This is a genomic window from Phycicoccus sp. 3266 (assembly GCF_031456495.1).
In the GTDB taxonomy this organism is placed as follows: Bacteria; Actinomycetota; Actinomycetes; order Actinomycetales; family Dermatophilaceae; genus Pedococcus.
In genome coordinates this window covers 823,454-841,261 of record NZ_JAVDUW010000002.1, presented here as the reverse complement: position 1 = coordinate 841,261, position 17,808 = coordinate 823,454, and the positions used below count along the sequence as shown (strand labels likewise).

Sequence of the window (17,808 nt, the reverse complement as noted above, 5' to 3'; positions counted from 1 at the left end):
ATGACGACGCGGATCGAGACGCCCGAACAGCTCACGGCACTGCTGGGCGAGCCGCTTCCCCGCGCTCGCGACAAGGTCCGCCCGGCCCTGCACGAGCTCGACCGCGAGTGGCTGGCCGCCTCGCCGTTCTGCCTCGTCGCGACCTCGGCCGCGGACGGCAGCTGCGACGTCTCGCCCAAGGGAGACCCGCCCGGCTTCGTCCGGGTCCTCGACGACACGACCGTGGCCGTGCCCGAACGGCTGGGCAACAAGCGCGCCGACGGCTACCGCAACGTGCTCTCCAACCCCCACGTCGGGCTGATCTCGATCGTCCCCGGCCGGGGAGACACGCTGCGCATCAACGGGCGCGCCCACCTCGTGGGCGACGCCCCCTGGTTCGACGACATGGTCGTCAAGGGCCACCGACCGGTGCTGGCACTCGTGGTCGAGGTCGACGAGGCGTTCCACCACTGCGCGAAGGCCTTCATGCGCAGCCGACTCTGGCACCCGGAGACCTGGGACCCGATGGCCGTCGGCTCCCGCCCGCAGATCGCCAAGGCCCTCGAGCGGCCGGAGGACTCCATCGAGGAGCTCGAGCGCTACTACGGCACGCAGTACTCGACCGGCCTCTACTGACGTCGGAGCAGCACGCGCACCAGGCCGACGGACGAGGCGGCTGCGAGGACGATCCCGGCAACGAGCCAGAACCGGGCACGGGGGTCGCGCCCCGGCACCACCACGAGGAACGCGCCGAAGGCCAGGAGCGATCCCCAGAACCAGTACCCGATCGTCCCGGGTCCGACGTCCTCGTCCTCGACGCCGGTCACAGCAGGACCGTCGAGAACGTCCCCACGTCGGTGAAGCCGACAGCCCGGTAGGTCGCCCGGGCGCTGGCGTTGAAGTCGTTGACGTACAGCGTCACCCAGCGGGCCCGGGTCTGCATGACCTGCTCGACGACCGACGCCATCAGGGCGGTCGCGAGGCCCTGGCCGCGCAGGTGCGGCGCCAGCCAGACGCCCTGGATCTGCGCGCACCCCAGGGCCACCGACCCCACGTCGGCCTTGAAGACGACCGCGCCGTCCTCGACCACCACGAAGGTGTGCCCCCGCTCGATCAGGGCGAGCAGCGCCTGGCGGTAGGCCGCGCCGGAGCCGGTGTAGGGCTTGTACCCGATCTCCCCCTCGAACATGTGGGCCGCGGCGGGCATCACGAGGTCGACCTCGTCGAGGCGCGCGGGCCGCACCCGCGGGTCGAGCTCGACCCCGATGGAGGAGGGCAGCTCCATCATGCTCATGAGCGGCTGGGCGGTGCGCACGGCCCGGGCGGGGCCCCACGTCGGCTGGAGCAGCCGCCACAGCTCGGTGACCTGGTCGGCGGGTCCGAGGATCGAGGCGCAGTGCCGGCGCCACCGGCGGACGCGGTCGGCGAACCAGGCCAGGCTCTGGTCGTCGGCCTCGACGGGGACCAGGTTGGCACTGGACCAGCACAGGGACTGCAGGCGCCCGTCGACCTTGTGGCCGAGCACCGTCCCCGGCTGCGTCGTCAGGACCCCCTCGAGCAGCCGCGCCGCTACGAAGACGTTCGCCGCGAGGTCGCGGGAGCAGACCTCGAGGGCGGCGTCGCGGTCCGACGCCGACAGGGCGTGGACCGGGTTGCGGGTGCGCAGCACGGTGTCAGCCTAGGCCCCACCGGGGTACACCGCGCCGCAACGAGGTCGCCGCTCCCCGCTGCTGCCCTCGGGACGCGGCGCCCGCGAGGTGGGCAGCCCTTGGCGGGCGCCCGGCAGCCCCCCCGGTCAGCCGACGGTGACGGAGGGCGAGCCGGCGTCGGCCTCGTCGACGGGCTCGCCCATCTCCTCGGCGATGCGCATGGCCTCCTCGATGAGGGTCTCGACGATGGCCGACTCGGGCACCGTCTTGATGACCTCGCCCTTGACGAAGATCTGGCCCTTGCCGTTGCCGGAGGCGACCCCGAGGTCGGCCTCGCGGGCCTCTCCGGGACCGTTGACGACGCAGCCCATCACGGCGACGCGCAGCGGGACGGTCATGCCCTCGAGGCCCGCGGTGACCTCGTCGGCGAGCTTGTAGACGTCGACCTGCGCGCGCCCGCACGACGGGCACGAGACGATCTCCAGCTTGCGCGGCTTGAGGTTGAGGGACTGCAGGATCTGGTTGCCGACCTTGACCTCCTCGACCGGCGGGGCCGAGAGGGAGACGCGGATCGTGTCGCCGATGCCCTTGGACAGCAGCGCGCCGAAGGCGGTGGCCGACTTGATCGTGCCCTGGAACGCCGGCCCGGCCTCGGTGACGCCGAGGTGCAGCGGCCAGTCGCCCCGCTCGGAGAGCAGCTCGTAGGCGCGCACCATGACCACGGGGTCGTTGTGCTTGACCGAGATCTTGAAGTCGTGGAAGTCGTGCTCCTCGAACAGCGACGCCTCCCAGACGGCCGACTCCACGAGGGCCTCAGCGGTCGGCTTGCCGTACTTCTCGAGCAGCCGCTTGTCGAGCGACCCGGCGTTGACGCCGATCCGGATCGAGACGCCCGCGTCCTTGGCGGCCTGCGCGATCTGCTTGACCTGGTCGTCGAACTGGCGGATGTTGCCCGGGTTGACGCGGACAGCCGCGCACCCGGCGTCGATCGCGGCATACACGTACTTGGGCTGGAAGTGGATGTCGGCGATCACCGGGATCTGCGACTTGCGCGCGATCGCGGGCAGCGCGTCGGCGTCGTCCTGCGACGGGCACGCCACCCGGACGATGTCGCAGCCCGCGGCGGTCAGCTCGGCGATCTGCTGCAGGGTCGCGTTGATGTCCGTCGTCGGGGTCGTGCACATCGACTGCACGGAGATCGGGGCGTCGCCGCCGACCTCGACCTTGCCGACCTTGATCTTGCGCGTCTTGCGCCGCGGCGCGAGGACGGGCGGAGGGAGGGCCGGCATACCGAGACCAACAGTCATGTGTCCATTATCCGGTATGCCGCGCACCTCGCCCTCCGCAGGGTCCGGCCCGTCCCCGCGCACGGCTGCGGACGCCGCTCGTGCGTCAGCCGCCGAGCTCGTGCGGCGGCTGCCTGCTCGCTCCCCCGGGCCGCGTGCCTCGTTCCTCGGCCCGCAACCCTCCTCCGCTCGTGCGTCAGCCGCCGAGGTTGACCGGCTTCACGACGTCGGCGTAGATGAGCAGCGCCGACATCACGATGAGCACGGTCGACACGGCATACGCCACCGGCAGCGCCTTGGCGACGTCGACGTGACCGGGGTCCGGGCGGTGCAGCAGGCGCGCCACCGACCGCTTCAGGCCCTCCCAGAGCGCCCCCGCCACGTGGCCACCGTCGAGCGGCAGCAGCGGGATGAGGTTGAAGACGAACAGCGCGAAGTTGAGCGAGGCCATGAGGCTCAGGAGGAAGACGAACGGGCTGATGCCGTCGCGGCCACCGATCCACGGCACGCCGCCCGAGGCCGCCTCGCCCGCCATGCGGCCCACGCCGACCACGGACACCGGCCCGTTGGGGTCGCGCTGGCCGGAGCCGAACGCCGCCTCCGCGACGCCCTTCATCTTCTGCGGGATCTTCAGGACGATCCCCGCGGTGGCCTTGAGCTGCTCGCCGACGATCCCGGGGACCTCGGTCACCGGCTGCGGCACGTAGGCCACGGGCGTCTGGCTGCTGACGCCGATGAAGCCGGCGTCGACGGTCACCGGCTTGCCCTGGGCGTCGACCTTGGGCCGGCCCTGGTCGTCGACCTGCTGGACGGTGTTGCGGATCGGCGTCACGGTGAGCGTCACCTGGCGGCCGTCGCGCTCCACGACGACCGGCGTGGGCTGGCCGACCCGCGGGCGCACCAGGCGGCCCACGTCGGTGGTGGAGGTGATCGGCTGACCGGCGATGGACACGAACCGGTCCCCCGGCCGCACGCCCGCCTGGTAGGCCGGCGTCTTCGGGTCCGACGGGGTGCAGGTGGTCTTGGTGGTGGCCTGCTCCGCGGCGACGACGCACTCGCTCACCGCGGCGACGTCGGCGCCCTTCTGCGGGGTGGCGACGCCGTACAGCGAGACGATGCCCCCGAGCAGGACGACGCCGATCAGCAGGTTCATCACCGGGCCGCCGAGCATGACGACGACCTTCTTCGGGACCGACAGCTTGTAGAAGACGCGGTCCTCGTCGCCCGGCTTGACCTCCTCGAGGCTGAGCTGGCGAGCCTCGTCGGCGAGCTGGGAGAACCGGCCCGTGGACGACACGCGCAGCATCCCCGGCCGGTCGCCGGGACGGGGCGGGAACATGCCGATCATGCGGATGTAGCCGCCCAGCGGGATGGCCTTGATGCCGTACTCGGTCTCGCCGCGACGGGTCGACCAGACCGTCGGCCCGAACCCGACCATGTACTGGGTGACCTTGACCCCGAACTTCTTGGCGGGGACGAGGTGGCCGATCTCGTGCAGGCCGATGGACAGGCCCACGCCGAGCGCCACGAAGAGCACCCCGAGGATGTACAGCAGGACGGTCACGCGCGAGCCCCCTGGGCGCTTGTGGTGGTGTCACCGGCGGTGCCGTCGGTGGCGTCGGTGACGAGGTCGGGACCGGGCAGACCCAGCACCTTCCGCGCCCGGCTGCGAGCCCAGTCGTCGGCCCGCAACACGTCCTCAACGGACAGCGCCGCGGAATCGATCCCCGACCCGGCGTGCTCCTGCACGACCCGCTCGACCGTGTCGACGATGTCGGGGAACCGGATGTGACCGTCGTGGAACGCATCGACGGCGACCTCGTTGGCCGCGTTGTAGACGGCCGGGTAGGTGCCCCCGGACTCCCCGACCTGCCGCGCCAGCCGCACCGCCGGGAACGCCTCGTCGTCGAGCGGCTCGAACTCCCACGACTGCGCCCTGGTCCAGTCGACCGGGACGTCGACGTCCGCGAGCCGCTCGGGCCAGGACAGCCCGAGCGCGATCGGCACGAGCATGCGCGGCGGACCGGCCTGCGCGATGGTCGAGCCGTCGACGAACTCCACCATCGAGTGGATCATCTGCTGCGGGTGGACGACGACCTCGATCGCGTCGAACGGGATGTCGAAGAGCAGGTGCGCCTCGATGACCTCGAGGCCCTTGTTGACCAGGGTGGCCGAGTTCGTGGTGATGACCCGGCCCATCGAGAAGTTCGGGTGCGCGAGCGCGTCGGCCGGGGTGACGTCGCGCAGCGACGCGCGGCTGCGCCCGCGGAACGGGCCGCCGCTGGCCGTCACGACCAGTCGCCGCACCTCCTCCGCGCGCCCGCCGCGCAGGCTCTGCGCGATCGCGGAGTGCTCGGAGTCGACGGGCACGATCTGGTCGGGAGCGGCGGCGGCCTTGACGAGGGGTCCGCCGACGATCAGCGACTCCTTGTTGGCCAGGGCCAGCCGTGACCCTGCGGCTAGGGCCGCCAGCGTCGGCCGGAGCCCGATCGAGCCCGTGATGCCGTTGAGGACGACGTCCGCTCCCGACCCCGCGGCCGTGACCGCCGCGTCGTCCCCCACGACGACCTGCGGGCGGTATGCCGGGCGGCCGGCGCGGCGTGCGTGCGCGGCGACGGCCTCGGCCACCGCCTCGTGGGTCCCGCGGGCGACGGCCAGCAGCTCGACCTCGAAGGCGACGGCCTGCTCGGCCACGAGGTCGAGGTTCGATCCCGCGGACAGCGCCGTCACCCGGAAGCGGTCGGGGTTGCGCGCGATGACGTCGAGGGCCTGGGTCCCGATGGACCCGGTCGAGCCGAGGACGGCGACGCTGCGCGGTGGTGTCACCCCGCCATTGTCCCTCATCCGGTGGCGGGAGCCCGACGCCGCAGGGCCCGGTCCACGGCCACGAGCACCAGCCCCACCGCGGCATACAGCACCCCGACACCGGCGACGGCGACGAGCACCGGTCCCCAACCGAGGCGGTCGACGTCGATGAAGGGGTACGGCCACCAGTGGGTCGCCAGGCCGTGCACGAGGGTCCAGGCGGCCCACACGGCCGGCCACACGAGCGCCCGGAGCACGTCCCCGGGGCCGAGCCTGCCGCGCGGGCCGGCCGCCAGCCAGGCGGCCAGGGCGAGCACCGGCACCACCACGTGCAGCAGCTTGTCGACCGCCCAGCTCGGGCCGGTCAGGTCGAGGATCGGCCGCAGCAGGAACCAGTGGACGAGGCCCGTGACGGCGATCCCGACCAGGCTCGCCGCGCGCACCACCCGCCACACCGGCCCGTCGCGGCCCGGGTCGCGCGCGAGCAGCACGGAGGTGACGAGGACCAGCAGGTTGGACAGGACCGTGAAGTAGCAGAAGAACCGGACCACCCGTGTCGCCAGTGGTGGCACGTTCGTCTCGTCGAGCACCGCCGCCCCCTGGACGACCAGGACCAGCTGCCAGAGCACCGCGAGGACTGCCACCAGCGCTACCACGAGGTGCAGCGCCCGGGCCCGCGCGACGGGGCTGGCGGTCTCGGCGGCCGCCCCGGTCACCGGTCCACCACCACGACGGCCAGCGAGGGGTGCTCGTCCTCGACCTCGAGCAGGACCGAGCGGATGCCGTCGTACCCCTCCGGGTCCACGACCTTGAAGAGGGCGACCCGGTCCCAGACCAGCACCCGGCCCTCGGTGCCCTCCTGCGCCTCCTCCTCGGCGAAGTCGTGCAGGCAGTCCGCCAGCGCGTCGAGGTTGCGGCCGAACCACTCCGGCAGGTCCAGGCTCTCGGCGAACCAGTCCAGGCTCTGCCCGACGGTGGCGCCGGCGGTGACGACGACCACGTCCCGGCCGTCGGCGCGCGCCCCGCTGACGAGCTCGGTCATCGAGGCACCGGCCCCGAGGTCACGCACCACGGCCCGCTCCCGGGCAGCACGTCGCGACGGCTCGGTGCGGGAGCGACTCGGGGCGCCACGGCATACGGCCCAAACTAGGCCAGTCCGCGCCTGCCCACTGCCAGAACGGCCGGTCTGGTGTCACAGGACCCCAGGGCCTCACTCGCGGAAGACACGCTCCTCGATGAGCTGCTCCTCGACGACCCGCCCCTCCGTCTCGAAGCGGCCCTGGTCGAACCGCTTCTGGAACTCCAGCTCGAGGTGGTCGACGCCGTTGCGGTTCTTCTCGATCGACAGCACGACCCACTGGCGGAACCGCTCGGCGTTGCCGAGGTGGTAGACGAGGTGGTGCTTGGCCACGACGTCGTACTTCTCGTTGATGATCAGGACGATGTCGGACTCGTACGCCAGCGCCGACGACCCGCGCAGGTCGTGCACGCGCATGCGGCGGCCGCCGACGAGGCTGCCCTTCTCCGCTGCCACGATCGACACGACGGGCACGGCGAACTCGAGCGCGAAGTCCTTCAGCCGCTCCACGACCGTGGCCACCCGCTCCTCCTCGCCGAGGCTGGAGCCGGGCACCGGGATCTTCTGCAGGTAGTCGACGAGCACCATGGGTGCCCGGCCGTCGCGCTGCGCGAGCTCGGCGATGGTGTCGTGGATGGTCTCCAGCGTGGTGTGCAGGCCACTGCTCGTGTGGATGTGCAGGCGGTCGGCGTATGCCTCGAGCGACCGGACCGCCTCCGGCCCACCGGGGGCGTTGGCGAACCGCGAGGCCAGGTTGTTGGCGGTGCTGTGCCGCGCCTCGAAGGCGGCCCGGATCTTGGTGAGGTTGACCCCGTCGGTGCCGGCCACCTCGGCCGCCTCGATCGCGAGCAGCCGCTCCAGGATGCTGTGCGCCCCGTGCTCGTAGGAGAAGAACACGGCGGTGCGGTTGGCCGCGACGGCGTTGCGCAGGACCTGCAGCATCATCGCGGTCTTGCCCAGCCCCTGGGGTCCGCCGAGCAGGACGAGCTCGCCGGAGCGGAACCCGCCGGACAGCGCGAGGTCCAGGGCGCCGAACCCCGTCGGCCACACGCGGGCCCCGGCCGTGTGCCCCAGCCTGAGCTTCTCGTCGGTCTCGCTCATGACGTCCGACAGTGACTTCAGCCGTCCGGCCGTGCGCGAGGCGTCCTCACCCGGACGCAGGGAGGTGACGACCCCGATGTCTTCCACGCTCATGGCGCGAATTGAACAACCAAACTCGACCCCCCGGAGGCAGATCGGCCCAGACACCTCCAGTCGGCCGATGGGCAACCGGCACGTATGGGGCGATTGGGACGCGACGACCGGCCGCGCCGCGTCCCGTCCCGGGACTAGGGGGCGATGCCGACGTAGGTGGTCTCGAGGTACTCCTCGATGCCTTCGAACCCGCCCTCGCGGCCGAAGCCGGAGGCCTTGACGCCGCCGAAGGGGGCGGCGGGGTTGGAGATGATGCCCTGGTTGACGCCGATCATGCCGTACTGCAGGCCCTCGGCCACCCGGATCATGCGGCCGAGGTCGTTGGTGAAGACGTAGGACGCGAGCCCGTACTCGGTGTCATTGGCCAGGGCGACGGCCTCGGCCTCGGTGCGGAAGGAGGCGATCGGGGCCACGGGGCCGAAGATCTCCTCGGTCATCATCCGGGCGTCCTTGGCCACCCCGGTGATCACGGTCGGCTCGTAGAAGTACCCGCGGCCGGGCACGGCCCTGCCGCCGGTGACGACGGTGGCGCCCTGGGCGCGGGCGTGCTCGACCAGCTCGGCGACCCCGTCGCGGGCCTTGGCGTCGATGAGCGGGCCGACGTCGACACCCTTCTTGGTGCCCTTGCCCAGGGTGAGCGCACCCATCCGCTTGGCCAGCTTCTCGGCGAACTCGTCCACCACGTCCTCGTGGGCGTAGAACCGGTTGGCGGCGGTGCACGCCTCACCGATGTTGCGCATCTTGGCCAGCATCGCCCCCTCCACGGCCCGGTCCAGGTCGGCGTCGTCGAAGACCAGGAACGGGGCGTTGCCGCCCAGCTCCATCGACACCCGCAGCAGCTGCTGCGCGGACTGCTCGACCAGCCGGCGGCCCACGGCCGTGGAACCGGTGAAGGTCAGCTTGCGCAGCCGGGGGTCGCGGATGATCGGCTCGATGACGTCACCGGTGCGGGTGGTGGTGATGACGTTCAGGACCCCGTCGGGCAGCCCGCACTCGCGCAGAAGCTCGGCCAGGGCCAGCATCGTCAACGGGGTCTGGGAGGCCGGCTTGACCACCATCGTGCACCCCGCCGCGATCGCCGGGCCGATCTTGCGGGTCCCCATCGCCAGCGGGAAGTTCCACGGCGTGATCATCAACGTCGGCCCGACCGGCTTCTTCATCGTCAACAACCGGGTGGCACCGTTCGGGGCCGTCGACCAGCGCCCACTGATCCGCACCGCCTCCTCGGAGAACCACCGGAAGAACTCAGCCCCGTACGTCACCTCACCGCGCGACTCGGCCAGCGTCTTGCCCATCTCCAGGGTCATCAACGTGGCGAACTCCTCCGCCCGCTTCGTGATCGCCTCGAACGCCGACCGCAGGATCTCCCCCCGGTCCCGCGGCGCCGTCGCCGCCCACTCCGCCTGCGCCGCAACAGCCGCGTCCAACGCCTCCCGACCGTCAGCCACCGTCGCATCCGCCACCTGCGTGATCGTCGACCCGCTCGACGGGTCCTCCACCGCGATCGTCCGACCATCGCCGCCCTCACGCCACCGCCCACCGATGAGCAGGCCCTTCGGGACGGACTCGATCAGGGACTTCTGGTTCACAGCCATCAGCGCGTGCCTCCGTCGGTGTCGTGCCCGGTGGTGCCGGGCGTCGCGGTGTCGTGGGTCTCGTGGGTGTGGTGGTGCGGGATGTGGCCCTGCGGGATGGCCGCGTTGCGGCCCGAGAGCAGCGGGAGCGAGGGGTCCCAGCGGGTGCCGTCGCGCTCGTCCTGGCGCCGGCGGGCGATCGCCGACAGCGCCTCGAGGACGACCCGGTTGGCCAGGGCCGCGGTGATGTCGGCGTGGTCGTAGGGCGGGCTGACCTCGACGACGTCCATCCCGACGACGGGCAGCTCGAGGCAGATCCGGCGCACCGAGTCGAGCAGCTCGCGGGCGCTCAGACCTCCGGGCTCCGGGGTGCCCGTGCCGGGCGCGTGCCCGGGGTCGCACACGTCGATGTCCACGGACAGGAAGACGCCCTCGCACTCATCGGTGGCGATCGTGAACGCCTCGCTGAGGCACTCCTGCAGCCCGCGGTGGACGATCTCGGTCATCTCGAACGAGCGCATCCTCTGGCCGGCCATCCAGTCGAGCGTCTCCGGCGGCGGCCAGTAGCCGCGCAGGCCGACCTGCAGGAAGCGGTCGCCGCGCAGCGCGCCGGACTCGATCAGGCGGCGCATCGGCTGCCCGTGGCCCCAGAGCGACCCGAACTCGATGTCACCGGTGTCGGCATGGGCGTCGAAGTGGATCATCGACACGCGCCCGTGGCCCAGGACGTTCGCGACGCCCTTGGCGTCCGGGTAGGCGATCGAGTGGTCGCCACCGAGGACGACCGGGATCGCGCCGGCGCGGGCCACCTTCTCGACGGCCGCCTCGAGCGCCGGCAGCGCGACCTCGATGTCGCCGGAGTACATCTCCACGTCCCCGGCGTCGACGACCCTGAGGTCGACGAGGCCGTCGGTGCGCAGGGCCAGCGAGGGCCGCGAGCCGTCGTGCGGAAGGTAGTCGGTCATCCGGATGGCCTGGGGGCCGAACCGGGTCCCGGGCCGGTGGGAGGTGCCGCCGTCGAACGGTGCACCGAGGACGACGACGTCGGCGCCGGCATACGTGCTCTCGTCGTCGAGGTCGCAGCGGTCCACGCCCAGGAAGGTGAAGTCGGGGCCGTACTGCTGCCCGTAGCGCGTCATGGTGACGACCCTATGCCTGCCCCGCGGCGCCTGCCCCGGGCGGCCGCCCGCACCGCGGGTGTGCCGTGGGGGGCAGGCACGGTCAGCGGTCCTCCATGCCCCAGGGCGACCCGTAGCCCTCGGGCTTGGGTCGCGCGAGCAGGTCGAGGAAGGGCTGCGCGTCGAACGCCTCGGGGCCCTTGACGCCGGTGCCCGACCACACGCCGGTCGCGAGCAGCTCGAGGGCCACGACGGGGTTGACGGCGGTCTGCCACACGACGCACTGGGCGCCGTACTCGCGCATCGTCTCCTCGTTGTCGGACACGTGGTAGAGGTACGTGCGCCGGGGCTGCCCGTCCTTGCCGGTGCCGGTCACGAGCACCCCCGCGCAGGTCCTGCCCCTCATTCGCGGCCCGATGGTCGCGGGGTCGGGCAGCACAGCCGCGACGACGTCCCGCGGCGAGACATCGACGCCCTTGACCCGGACCGGGTCGGTGCGGTCCAGGCCGAGGGTGTGCAGGGTCCGCAGGATGGTGATGAGCTCCTCGCCGAGGCCGTACTTGAACGTCACACGCTCGGCGTCGAGCCAGCGCGGCATGAGGAGCACCTCCTCGTGCTCCACGTGGACGCACTCCACGGGGCCGATGCCTTCGGGGAAGTCGAAGACCTCCGGCTCGCTGAACGCGGGGAGGGTGAAGAACCCTGCCTCGAGGTCACCACCGGCGGCCTCGGCCCGCGCCCGCTCCCAGACGACCGGCGGGTTGAGGCACTCCTCGATGATGGTCCACATCGAGAAGCCCGGTGCGAAGGTCTCGTTGCCGTCCTCGTCGTAGACGGCGAGGTTGGCGCCGTCGCGCGTCCCGAGCTCCTCGATCCGCGAGAACAGGTGGTCGGAGGCGTAGCGGGCGAACACGTCGGACAGGCCGGGCTCGACCCCCATGCCGAGCAGTGCCAGCTGCCCGGCGGACTCCCACTCCCCCGCCGTCGCGAGCTGCTCGTCACCCAGCTTCACGTGCGCCTTGGCATACGGCTCCTGCGGGTGCCGCTGCGACAGGCTCATGGCCATGTCGAGGTAGTCGGCACCGGCTGCCAGCGCGCCCCGGAAGATCGGCATGACGAACCGCGGGTCGACGGCGTTGAACACGTGCGTCGCACCGTGCTCCCGCGCCAGGGCCGCGACGGCACCGTCGTCGGACGCGTCCACCCGGGCTGCCACGAGGCGGTTCTCACCGGCCCGGCGTGCCGACGCCTCGGCCACGGTGCGCTGCGCCCGCGACAGGTCGTAGTCGGCGACCACGAGGAGCTCGAAGAAGTCGCGCTCGACCGCGATGCGCGCGGCGGCGTCACCGACGCCACCGGCGCCGATCATGAGGATGCGCACGGGTTCCTATGCCTTCCTGGCCCTGCGGCGGGAGATCATCTGCGCGGTCAGGACGATCCCGACCGACAGCACGAACATGACCGTGCCGACGACGTTGATCTGCACCGGCGTGCCGCGCTGTGCCGCACCCCAGACGTACATCGGGAAGGTCACCGAGCTCGGGCTCGCGTTGAAGTTGGTGATGATGTAGTCGTCGAAGCTGAGCGAGAACGCCAGCAGGGCGCCGGCCGCGATGCCGGGGGCGACCAGCGGCAGCGTCACCTTCATGAAGGTCGCCACCGGGGTCGCGCCGAGGTCGGCCGCCGCCTCCTCCAGCCGGGGGTCGAGCGAGGCGACCCTGGCCTTGACCGCCACGACGACGAAGCTGACGCAGAACATGATGTGCGCGATGAGGATGGCCAGCGCACCGGTCGACAGCCCCATCATCACGAACAGGGTCAGCAGGCTCGAGCCCATGACCACCTCGGGGGTGGCCATCGGCATGAAGATGAGCAGGTTCGTCGTCGCCCGGCCGCGGAAGCGGAACCGGCCGAGCGCGAACGCGACCATCGTGCCGAGGATCGTCGCCACGACCGACGCGGTGATCCCGATGCGCAGGCTGAGCCCGAGCGAGTCGCAGATCCCCGGCGTGCCACACGGGTTCGCCCAGGCATCGGTGGAGAACCGCACCCACTGGTAGTTGTAGCGCCCGTTCGGCTTGTTGAACGAGAACAGCGCGACGACCACGTTGGGCAGCAGCAGGATGAACAGCGTGACCATCGCCGCGAAGGTCAGCAGGTTGCGTCGGAGCCAGGCCATCAGACGAGCTCCTCGGTTCCGGCCCGCCGCACGTACGCGGTCACGAGCGTCAGGATGAGGACGAGCAGGACGAACGACAACGCCGCCGCCAGCGGGTAGTTGAGCACCCGCAGGAACTGCGCGTCGATGACCTGGCCGATCATCACCGTCTGGGTGTTCCCGAGCAGCTTGGAGTTGATGTAGTCGCCCGCCGCCGGGATGAAGGTGAGCAGGGTGCCCGCCACCACGCCGGGAAGCGACAGCGGCCAGGTGACGTACCGGAAGGTCTCGCGCGGCGTGGCGTACAGGTCCCTCGCCGCCTCGAGCAGACGGCCGTCGAGCCGGTCGAGCGAGGTGAACAGCGGCAGGATCATGAACGGCAGGAAGTTGTACGTCAGGCCGCAGATCACCGCGAACTTGCTCGACAGCAGCGAGGAGTTCTCCGACAGGTTGAGCAGCTGCAGCAGGTCGGTGAAGTGGATGGCCCGCGCGATCCGGGCCGGCAGGTAGTCGTCCGCGAGGATCGTCTGCCAGGCCAGCGTGCGGATGAGGAAGCTGGTGAAGAACGGTGCGATCACCAGGACCAGCAGGATGTTCTTCCACGCGCTGCGGCGGCTGGCGATGAAGTAGGCCAGCGGGTAGCCGAGCAGCAGGGCCAGCACGGTCGCCGTCGCGGAGTAGCCGATCGACCGGAGCAGCTGGGGCCAGTAGTCCTGCAGCGCCTGCCCGTAGATCGCGACGTTGCCCGTGAAGGTGTAGCCGTTGTCGACGTCGCCCTCCTGGAGCGACTGCGACGCCAGCGTGATCATGGGCACGACGAAGAAGACGAACAGCCACAGCAGCCCGGGCAGCAGCAGCGCGTAGGGCACCCAGTTGAGGCGCGCCCGGCGGGCCGGGGGCGGGCCCGCCGACGGCAGGGCCGCGCTACTCATCGTCGATGTCCGCGCCGGCGGTGTCGGACTGCCGCTGGTCGAGGACGAACTCGTGCCCCGGGTCCCAGGACACGGTCACCGTCTCGCCGACGTGCGCCCGCGCCGACCCGTCGTTCTGCTGCACGACCATGAGCTCGAAGTCCCACGGCATACGCACCAGGTACTGCGTCGACACCCCGGTGAAGGACGCGTCGGTCACCATGCCGCGCAGGGTGTTGCGACCGCGGTCGCCGAGACGCAGCTTCTCGGGGCGCACCCCGACCCAGACGTCGCGTATGCCGTCCGGCACGCGGTCCGCCCGGACGACCAGCTCCTGGTCGTGGGTGCGCGCGCGGAGAAGGCCGTCGCCGGCCTCGCCCTCGATCTGCGCCCGGAGCAGGTTGGACTGCCCGAGGAAGTTCGCGACGAAGGTGGAGGCCGGGTTCTCGTACAGCGTCGCGGGGTCCGCGAGCTGCTCGACGACGCCCTGGTTCATGACCGCGATGGAGTCCGCCATGGTCATGGCCTCCTCCTGGTCGTGGGTCACGTGGATGAAGGTCAGGCCGACCTCCTGCTGGATCCGCTTGAGCTCGATCTGCATCTGCCGGCGGAGCTTGAGGTCGAGGGCGCCGAGCGGCTCGTCGAGCAGCAGGACGTCCGGGCGGTTGACGATGGCGCGGGCCAGGGCGACGCGCTGCTGCATGCCGCCGGAGAGCTGGGCGGGCTTCTTGCCGGCCACCGCCTGCAGCTGCACCAGCTCGAGCGCCTCCTGCGACTTGCGCCTGGCGTCCTTGTCACCGCGGCGCTTGAGGCCGAAGGCCACGTTCTCCGCCACGGTCATGTGGGGGAAGAGCGCGTAGGACTGGAAGACCGTGTTGACGTTGCGCTTGTAGGCCCTGAGGTCGGTGATGTCCCGGTCACCGATGAGGATCTTCCCGGTCGTCGGGTCCTCCAGACCCGCGACCATGCGCAGGGTCGTCGTCTTGCCGCAGCCGGAGGGGCCGAGCAGGGCGAAGAAGCTGCCCGCCGGGACGGTCAGGTCCATCGGCTGCACCGCCGTGAACGTGTCGAACACCTTGCTCACGCCGACGAGGCGCAGGTCCTCGACGCTGTCCCGCGGCACCGACCGCGGCCGGGCGGAGTCGGGGCTCCGGAGCGTCTCGACCACGGCTCAGCCCGCCGTGAGCTCGGCGAAGGCCGCGCTGTACTTGGTCTCCTCCGCGGCCGTGAGCCCCCGGAACACGTGGGCGTTGGCGAGCGTCGCGGCGTCGGGGATGATGAGCGGGTTGTCGGCCACGCTCGGGTCCTCCTTCTGCAGCACCGCCTTGGTGCCCTGGACCGGCGAGATGTAGTTGACGTAGTCCACGACCTTCGCCATGACGGCGGGGTCGTAGTAGTAGTTGATGAGCATCTCGGCGTTCTTCTTGTGCTTGGCCATCGCCGGGATCACGAAGTTGTCCGACCAGAGGGTGCACCCGGTCTTGGGCAGCACGTAGCCGAGCTTGGGGTTGTCCGCCTGGAGCTGGACGACGTCGCCGGTCCAGGCGATGCACGCGGCCGTGTCGCCCGACGCCAGCGGCTTGGTGTACTCGTTGCCGGTGAATCCCTTGATCTGGCCGGCGTCCTTGGCCTTCTTCAGCTCGTCCATCGCGGCGTTGAAGTCGGCGTCGGTGAAGCTCTCGAGCTTCTTGCCCATCGCGAGGAGCACGAGGCCGACGGTGTCGCGCATCTCGGTGAGCAGGGTGACCTTGCCCTTGAGCGCCGGGTCCGTGAGGAGCTGGTCGACCGACTCGACCTTCTTGCCGCCGGTCGCCGCCGGGTTGTAGGCGATGCCGGCGAACCCGCTCTGCCAGGGCAGGGAGTACAGACGACCCTTGTCGAACTCGACGTCCAGGAGCGAGGGATCGACGTTCTTGTGGTTCGGGATGTTGGCGAGGTCGAGCTTCTGGACGTAGCCCTGGCGGATGAGGCGGGCCACCATCCAGTCCGTGCTGCACCAGACGTCGCGGCCGGTGTCCTTGCCGTCGGCGAGGAGCGGCCGGACCTTGGCGTAGAACTCGTCGTTGTCGTTGTAGTCCTCGGTGTAGTTGACCTTGATCCCGGTCTGCTTGGTGAACGCCACGAGGCTCGGCCGGGCCTGCGTCTTGTCGTCGACGTCGATGTACTCGGGCCAGTTCGACCAGTTGACGAGCTTCTCGGTCGCAGACATGTCCTGCGCCGCCTTGGCTGTCGGCGCGGCCGAGCCGGAGCCGGAGGCCGTCGGGTTCTTGCCCTTGCTGCCACAGGCGGCCAGCGCCAGCGCGATCGCACCGGCACCGCCGGCCATGGCCGTGCGCCGGGTGACCATCCCGCGGGCGAGGGCGGCCCGCAGGGCCAGGTTGTCGAGTTCGGTCATCGGGACCTCCGAGGGTCTACCGGCCTGGGTGAACCGGCCGGGTGGGGGGGACGGGTCGGACGGTGCGTCCGGGGCGGGGTGGGCCGGGGGCCGTGGTTGCGGTCAGCTCTCGATGTTGGCCATGACGTGCTTGAGGCGCGTGTAGTCCTCGAAGCCGTACATGGACAGGTCCTTGCCGTAGCCGCTGCGCTTGAAGCCGCCGTGCGGCATCTCGGCCACGATCGGGATGTGGGTGTTGATCCACACCGCGCCGAAGTCCAGGCGCTTGGACATGCGCATCGCGCGCCCGAAGTCGCGGGTCCAGACGCTGGAGGCCAGGCCGTAGTCGACGCCGTTGGCCCAGCGCACGGCCTCGTCCTCGTCGGTGAACTGCTGGACGGTGATGACCGGCCCGAAGATCTCGTTCTGGATCGCCTCGTCGTCCTGCTTCAGGCCCGACAGCACCGTGGGCTCGAGGAAGAAGCCGTCGCCGAGGGAGGCGACCCGGTGGCCGCCGGCCGAGACGGTGGCGTGGTCGGGCAGCCGGTCGAGGAAGCCCTGCACCCGCTGCAGCTGGTTGGCGTTGTTGACCGGCCCGAGGGCGGCGTCCTCGTCGTCGGGCATGCCGACCTTGGTGGAGGTGCTGGCGAACTCGGCCAGGGCGGCCACGAAGTCGTCGTGGATCCGGGGGGCGGCCAGCACGCGGGTCGCCGCCGTGCAGTCCTGGCCGGCGTTGAAGTAGCCGGCTCCCGCGATGCCCTCGACCGCCGCCTCGATGTCGGCGTCGTCGAAGACCACGACCGGCGCCTTCCCGCCGAGCTCGAGGTGGACGCGCTTGACGTCGTGCGAGGCGGCCTCGGCGACCTGCATGCCGGCACGCACCGAGCCGGTGATGGCCACGAGGGCCGGCGTCCGGTGCGACACCACCGCACGGCCCGTGGAGGCGTCACCGGTGACGACGTTGAACGTCCCCGCCGGCAGGAACTCCGAGGCGATCTCTGCCATGAGCAGGGTGGTCTCGGGGGTGGTGTCCGAGGGCTTGAGGACGATGGTGTTGCCCGCGGCGAGCGCGGGCCCGATCTTCCAGACCGCCATCATCATCGGGTAGTTCCACGGGGTCACCTGGCCGACGACGCCGATGGGCTCCCGGCGGATCCACGAGGTGTGGCCCTTCATGTACTCACCGGCCGACTTGCCCTCGAGCACACGGGCGGCCCCGGCGAAGAACCGCAGCTGGTCCACCATCGGCGGGACCTCCTCGCTGGCGGTCAGCGCGTGCGGCTTGCCGGTGTTCTCGCCCTCGAGGCGGACGAACTCGTCTGCGCGACGCTCGATGGCGTCCGCGAATCCGAGCAGTGCCTTCTGGCGCTCGCTCGGCGTCGTCTGGCCCCACTCGGCGAAGGCGGCGTCGGCGGCGGCATACGCCCGGTCGACGTCCGCCTGGGACGACACCGGGGCGGTGGCGACGACCTGTGCCGTCGCGGGGTTGACGATGTCCGTCGTCGCGTCCGACTCGGCGTCGACGTACTCGCCGTTGATGAAGTTGCGCAGGACGCGGGGCGTCGAGGTCACAGAGCACTCCCGAGGGTTGGGTGCGGATTCCGGTGTCTGGAACTGTAGCCACATCACGCGTGATTTCAATAGGTTCGGACGACCGGATCGCTGAAATCAACACGGATTTA

Annotated in this window: 17 protein-coding genes; 1 reads left to right on the top strand and 16 read right to left on the bottom strand. The window is 71.0% G+C overall.

Going from position 1 to position 17,808, the window contains the following annotated elements; translation table 11 throughout:
• Positions 1 to 615 (top strand): pyridoxamine 5'-phosphate oxidase family protein, encoded by a 615-nt coding sequence (locus J2X64_RS13850; protein ID WP_310155531.1) that lies wholly within the window; start codon positions 1 to 3, stop codon positions 613 to 615.
• Here the strand turns inward: J2X64_RS13850 and J2X64_RS13845 are convergent.
• From J2X64_RS13845 to J2X64_RS13770, 16 genes are all read right to left on the bottom strand, one after another.
• Entirely contained in the window at positions 609 to 806 is a 198-nt protein-coding gene (locus J2X64_RS13845) for a hypothetical protein (protein ID WP_310155528.1), read from the bottom strand. The genes J2X64_RS13850 and J2X64_RS13845 overlap by 7 nt on opposite strands.
• Positions 803 to 1,648, bottom strand: a complete 846-nt coding sequence (locus tag J2X64_RS13840) for a GNAT family N-acetyltransferase (RefSeq protein ID WP_310155525.1) — start codon at positions 1,646 to 1,648, stop codon at positions 803 to 805. The genes J2X64_RS13845 and J2X64_RS13840 overlap by 4 nt, the downstream gene beginning before the upstream one ends.
• 126 nt (positions 1,649 to 1,774) lie before the next feature.
• Positions 1,775 to 2,935, bottom strand: coding sequence for a flavodoxin-dependent (E)-4-hydroxy-3-methylbut-2-enyl-diphosphate synthase (gene ispG, locus J2X64_RS13835; protein WP_310155522.1), 1,161 nt, complete (start codon positions 2,933 to 2,935; stop codon positions 1,775 to 1,777).
• 175 nt (positions 2,936 to 3,110) lie between these two features.
• A complete protein-coding gene (locus tag J2X64_RS13830; RefSeq protein WP_310155519.1) occupies positions 3,111 to 4,478 on the bottom strand; it encodes a site-2 protease family protein in 1,368 nt (455 codons plus the stop codon).
• Positions 4,475 to 5,758 (bottom strand): 1-deoxy-D-xylulose-5-phosphate reductoisomerase, encoded by a 1,284-nt coding sequence (dxr, locus tag J2X64_RS13825; protein WP_397444055.1) that lies wholly within the window; start codon positions 5,756 to 5,758, stop codon positions 4,475 to 4,477. Before dxr ends, J2X64_RS13830 begins: the two co-directional genes overlap by 4 nt.
• On the bottom strand, positions 5,755 to 6,435 hold the full coding sequence (locus tag J2X64_RS13820; RefSeq protein ID WP_310155514.1) for a Pr6Pr family membrane protein: 681 nt from the start codon (positions 6,433 to 6,435) through the stop codon (positions 5,755 to 5,757). The genes dxr and J2X64_RS13820 overlap by 4 nt, the downstream gene beginning before the upstream one ends.
• Positions 6,432 to 6,788, bottom strand: a complete 357-nt coding sequence (locus J2X64_RS13815; protein WP_310155511.1) for a barstar family protein — start codon at positions 6,786 to 6,788, stop codon at positions 6,432 to 6,434. The genes J2X64_RS13820 and J2X64_RS13815 overlap by 4 nt, the downstream gene beginning before the upstream one ends.
• Before the next feature lie 141 nt (positions 6,789 to 6,929).
• Positions 6,930 to 7,991 (bottom strand): DnaB-like helicase C-terminal domain-containing protein, encoded by a 1,062-nt coding sequence (locus J2X64_RS13810; RefSeq protein WP_310155508.1) that lies wholly within the window; start codon positions 7,989 to 7,991, stop codon positions 6,930 to 6,932.
• Between the two features lie 134 nt (positions 7,992 to 8,125).
• Positions 8,126 to 9,586, bottom strand: coding sequence for an NAD-dependent succinate-semialdehyde dehydrogenase (locus J2X64_RS13805; RefSeq protein ID WP_310155506.1), 1,461 nt, complete (start codon positions 9,584 to 9,586; stop codon positions 8,126 to 8,128).
• Positions 9,586 to 10,704, bottom strand: a complete 1,119-nt coding sequence (gene speB / locus J2X64_RS13800) for an agmatinase (RefSeq protein WP_310155503.1) — start codon at positions 10,702 to 10,704, stop codon at positions 9,586 to 9,588. The genes J2X64_RS13805 and speB overlap by 1 nt, the downstream gene beginning before the upstream one ends.
• A gap of 82 nt (positions 10,705 to 10,786) precedes the next feature.
• Complete coding sequence (locus J2X64_RS13795) at positions 10,787 to 12,064, bottom strand: saccharopine dehydrogenase C-terminal domain-containing protein (protein WP_310155500.1); 1,278 nt, start codon at positions 12,062 to 12,064, stop codon at positions 10,787 to 10,789.
• 6 nt (positions 12,065 to 12,070) lie between these two features.
• Positions 12,071 to 12,862: an ABC transporter permease gene (locus J2X64_RS13790; protein ID WP_310155497.1), complete on the bottom strand. Its 792-nt coding sequence runs from the start codon at positions 12,860 to 12,862 to the stop codon at positions 12,071 to 12,073.
• Positions 12,862 to 13,773: an ABC transporter permease gene (locus J2X64_RS13785; RefSeq protein WP_310155494.1), complete on the bottom strand. Its 912-nt coding sequence runs from the start codon at positions 13,771 to 13,773 to the stop codon at positions 12,862 to 12,864. Before J2X64_RS13785 ends, J2X64_RS13790 begins: the two co-directional genes overlap by 1 nt.
• Positions 13,766 to 14,920: an ABC transporter ATP-binding protein gene (locus J2X64_RS13780; RefSeq protein WP_397444054.1), complete on the bottom strand. Its 1,155-nt coding sequence runs from the start codon at positions 14,918 to 14,920 to the stop codon at positions 13,766 to 13,768. Before J2X64_RS13780 ends, J2X64_RS13785 begins: the two co-directional genes overlap by 8 nt.
• 3 nt (positions 14,921 to 14,923) lie before the next feature.
• On the bottom strand, positions 14,924 to 16,147 hold the full coding sequence (locus J2X64_RS13775) for a spermidine/putrescine ABC transporter substrate-binding protein (protein ID WP_310155491.1): 1,224 nt from the start codon (positions 16,145 to 16,147) through the stop codon (positions 14,924 to 14,926).
• A 102-nt stretch (positions 16,148 to 16,249) separates the two neighbouring features.
• Entirely contained in the window at positions 16,250 to 17,698 is a 1,449-nt protein-coding gene (locus tag J2X64_RS13770; RefSeq protein ID WP_397444053.1) for a gamma-aminobutyraldehyde dehydrogenase, read from the bottom strand.
• Positions 17,699 to 17,808: the final 110 nt, after the last annotated feature.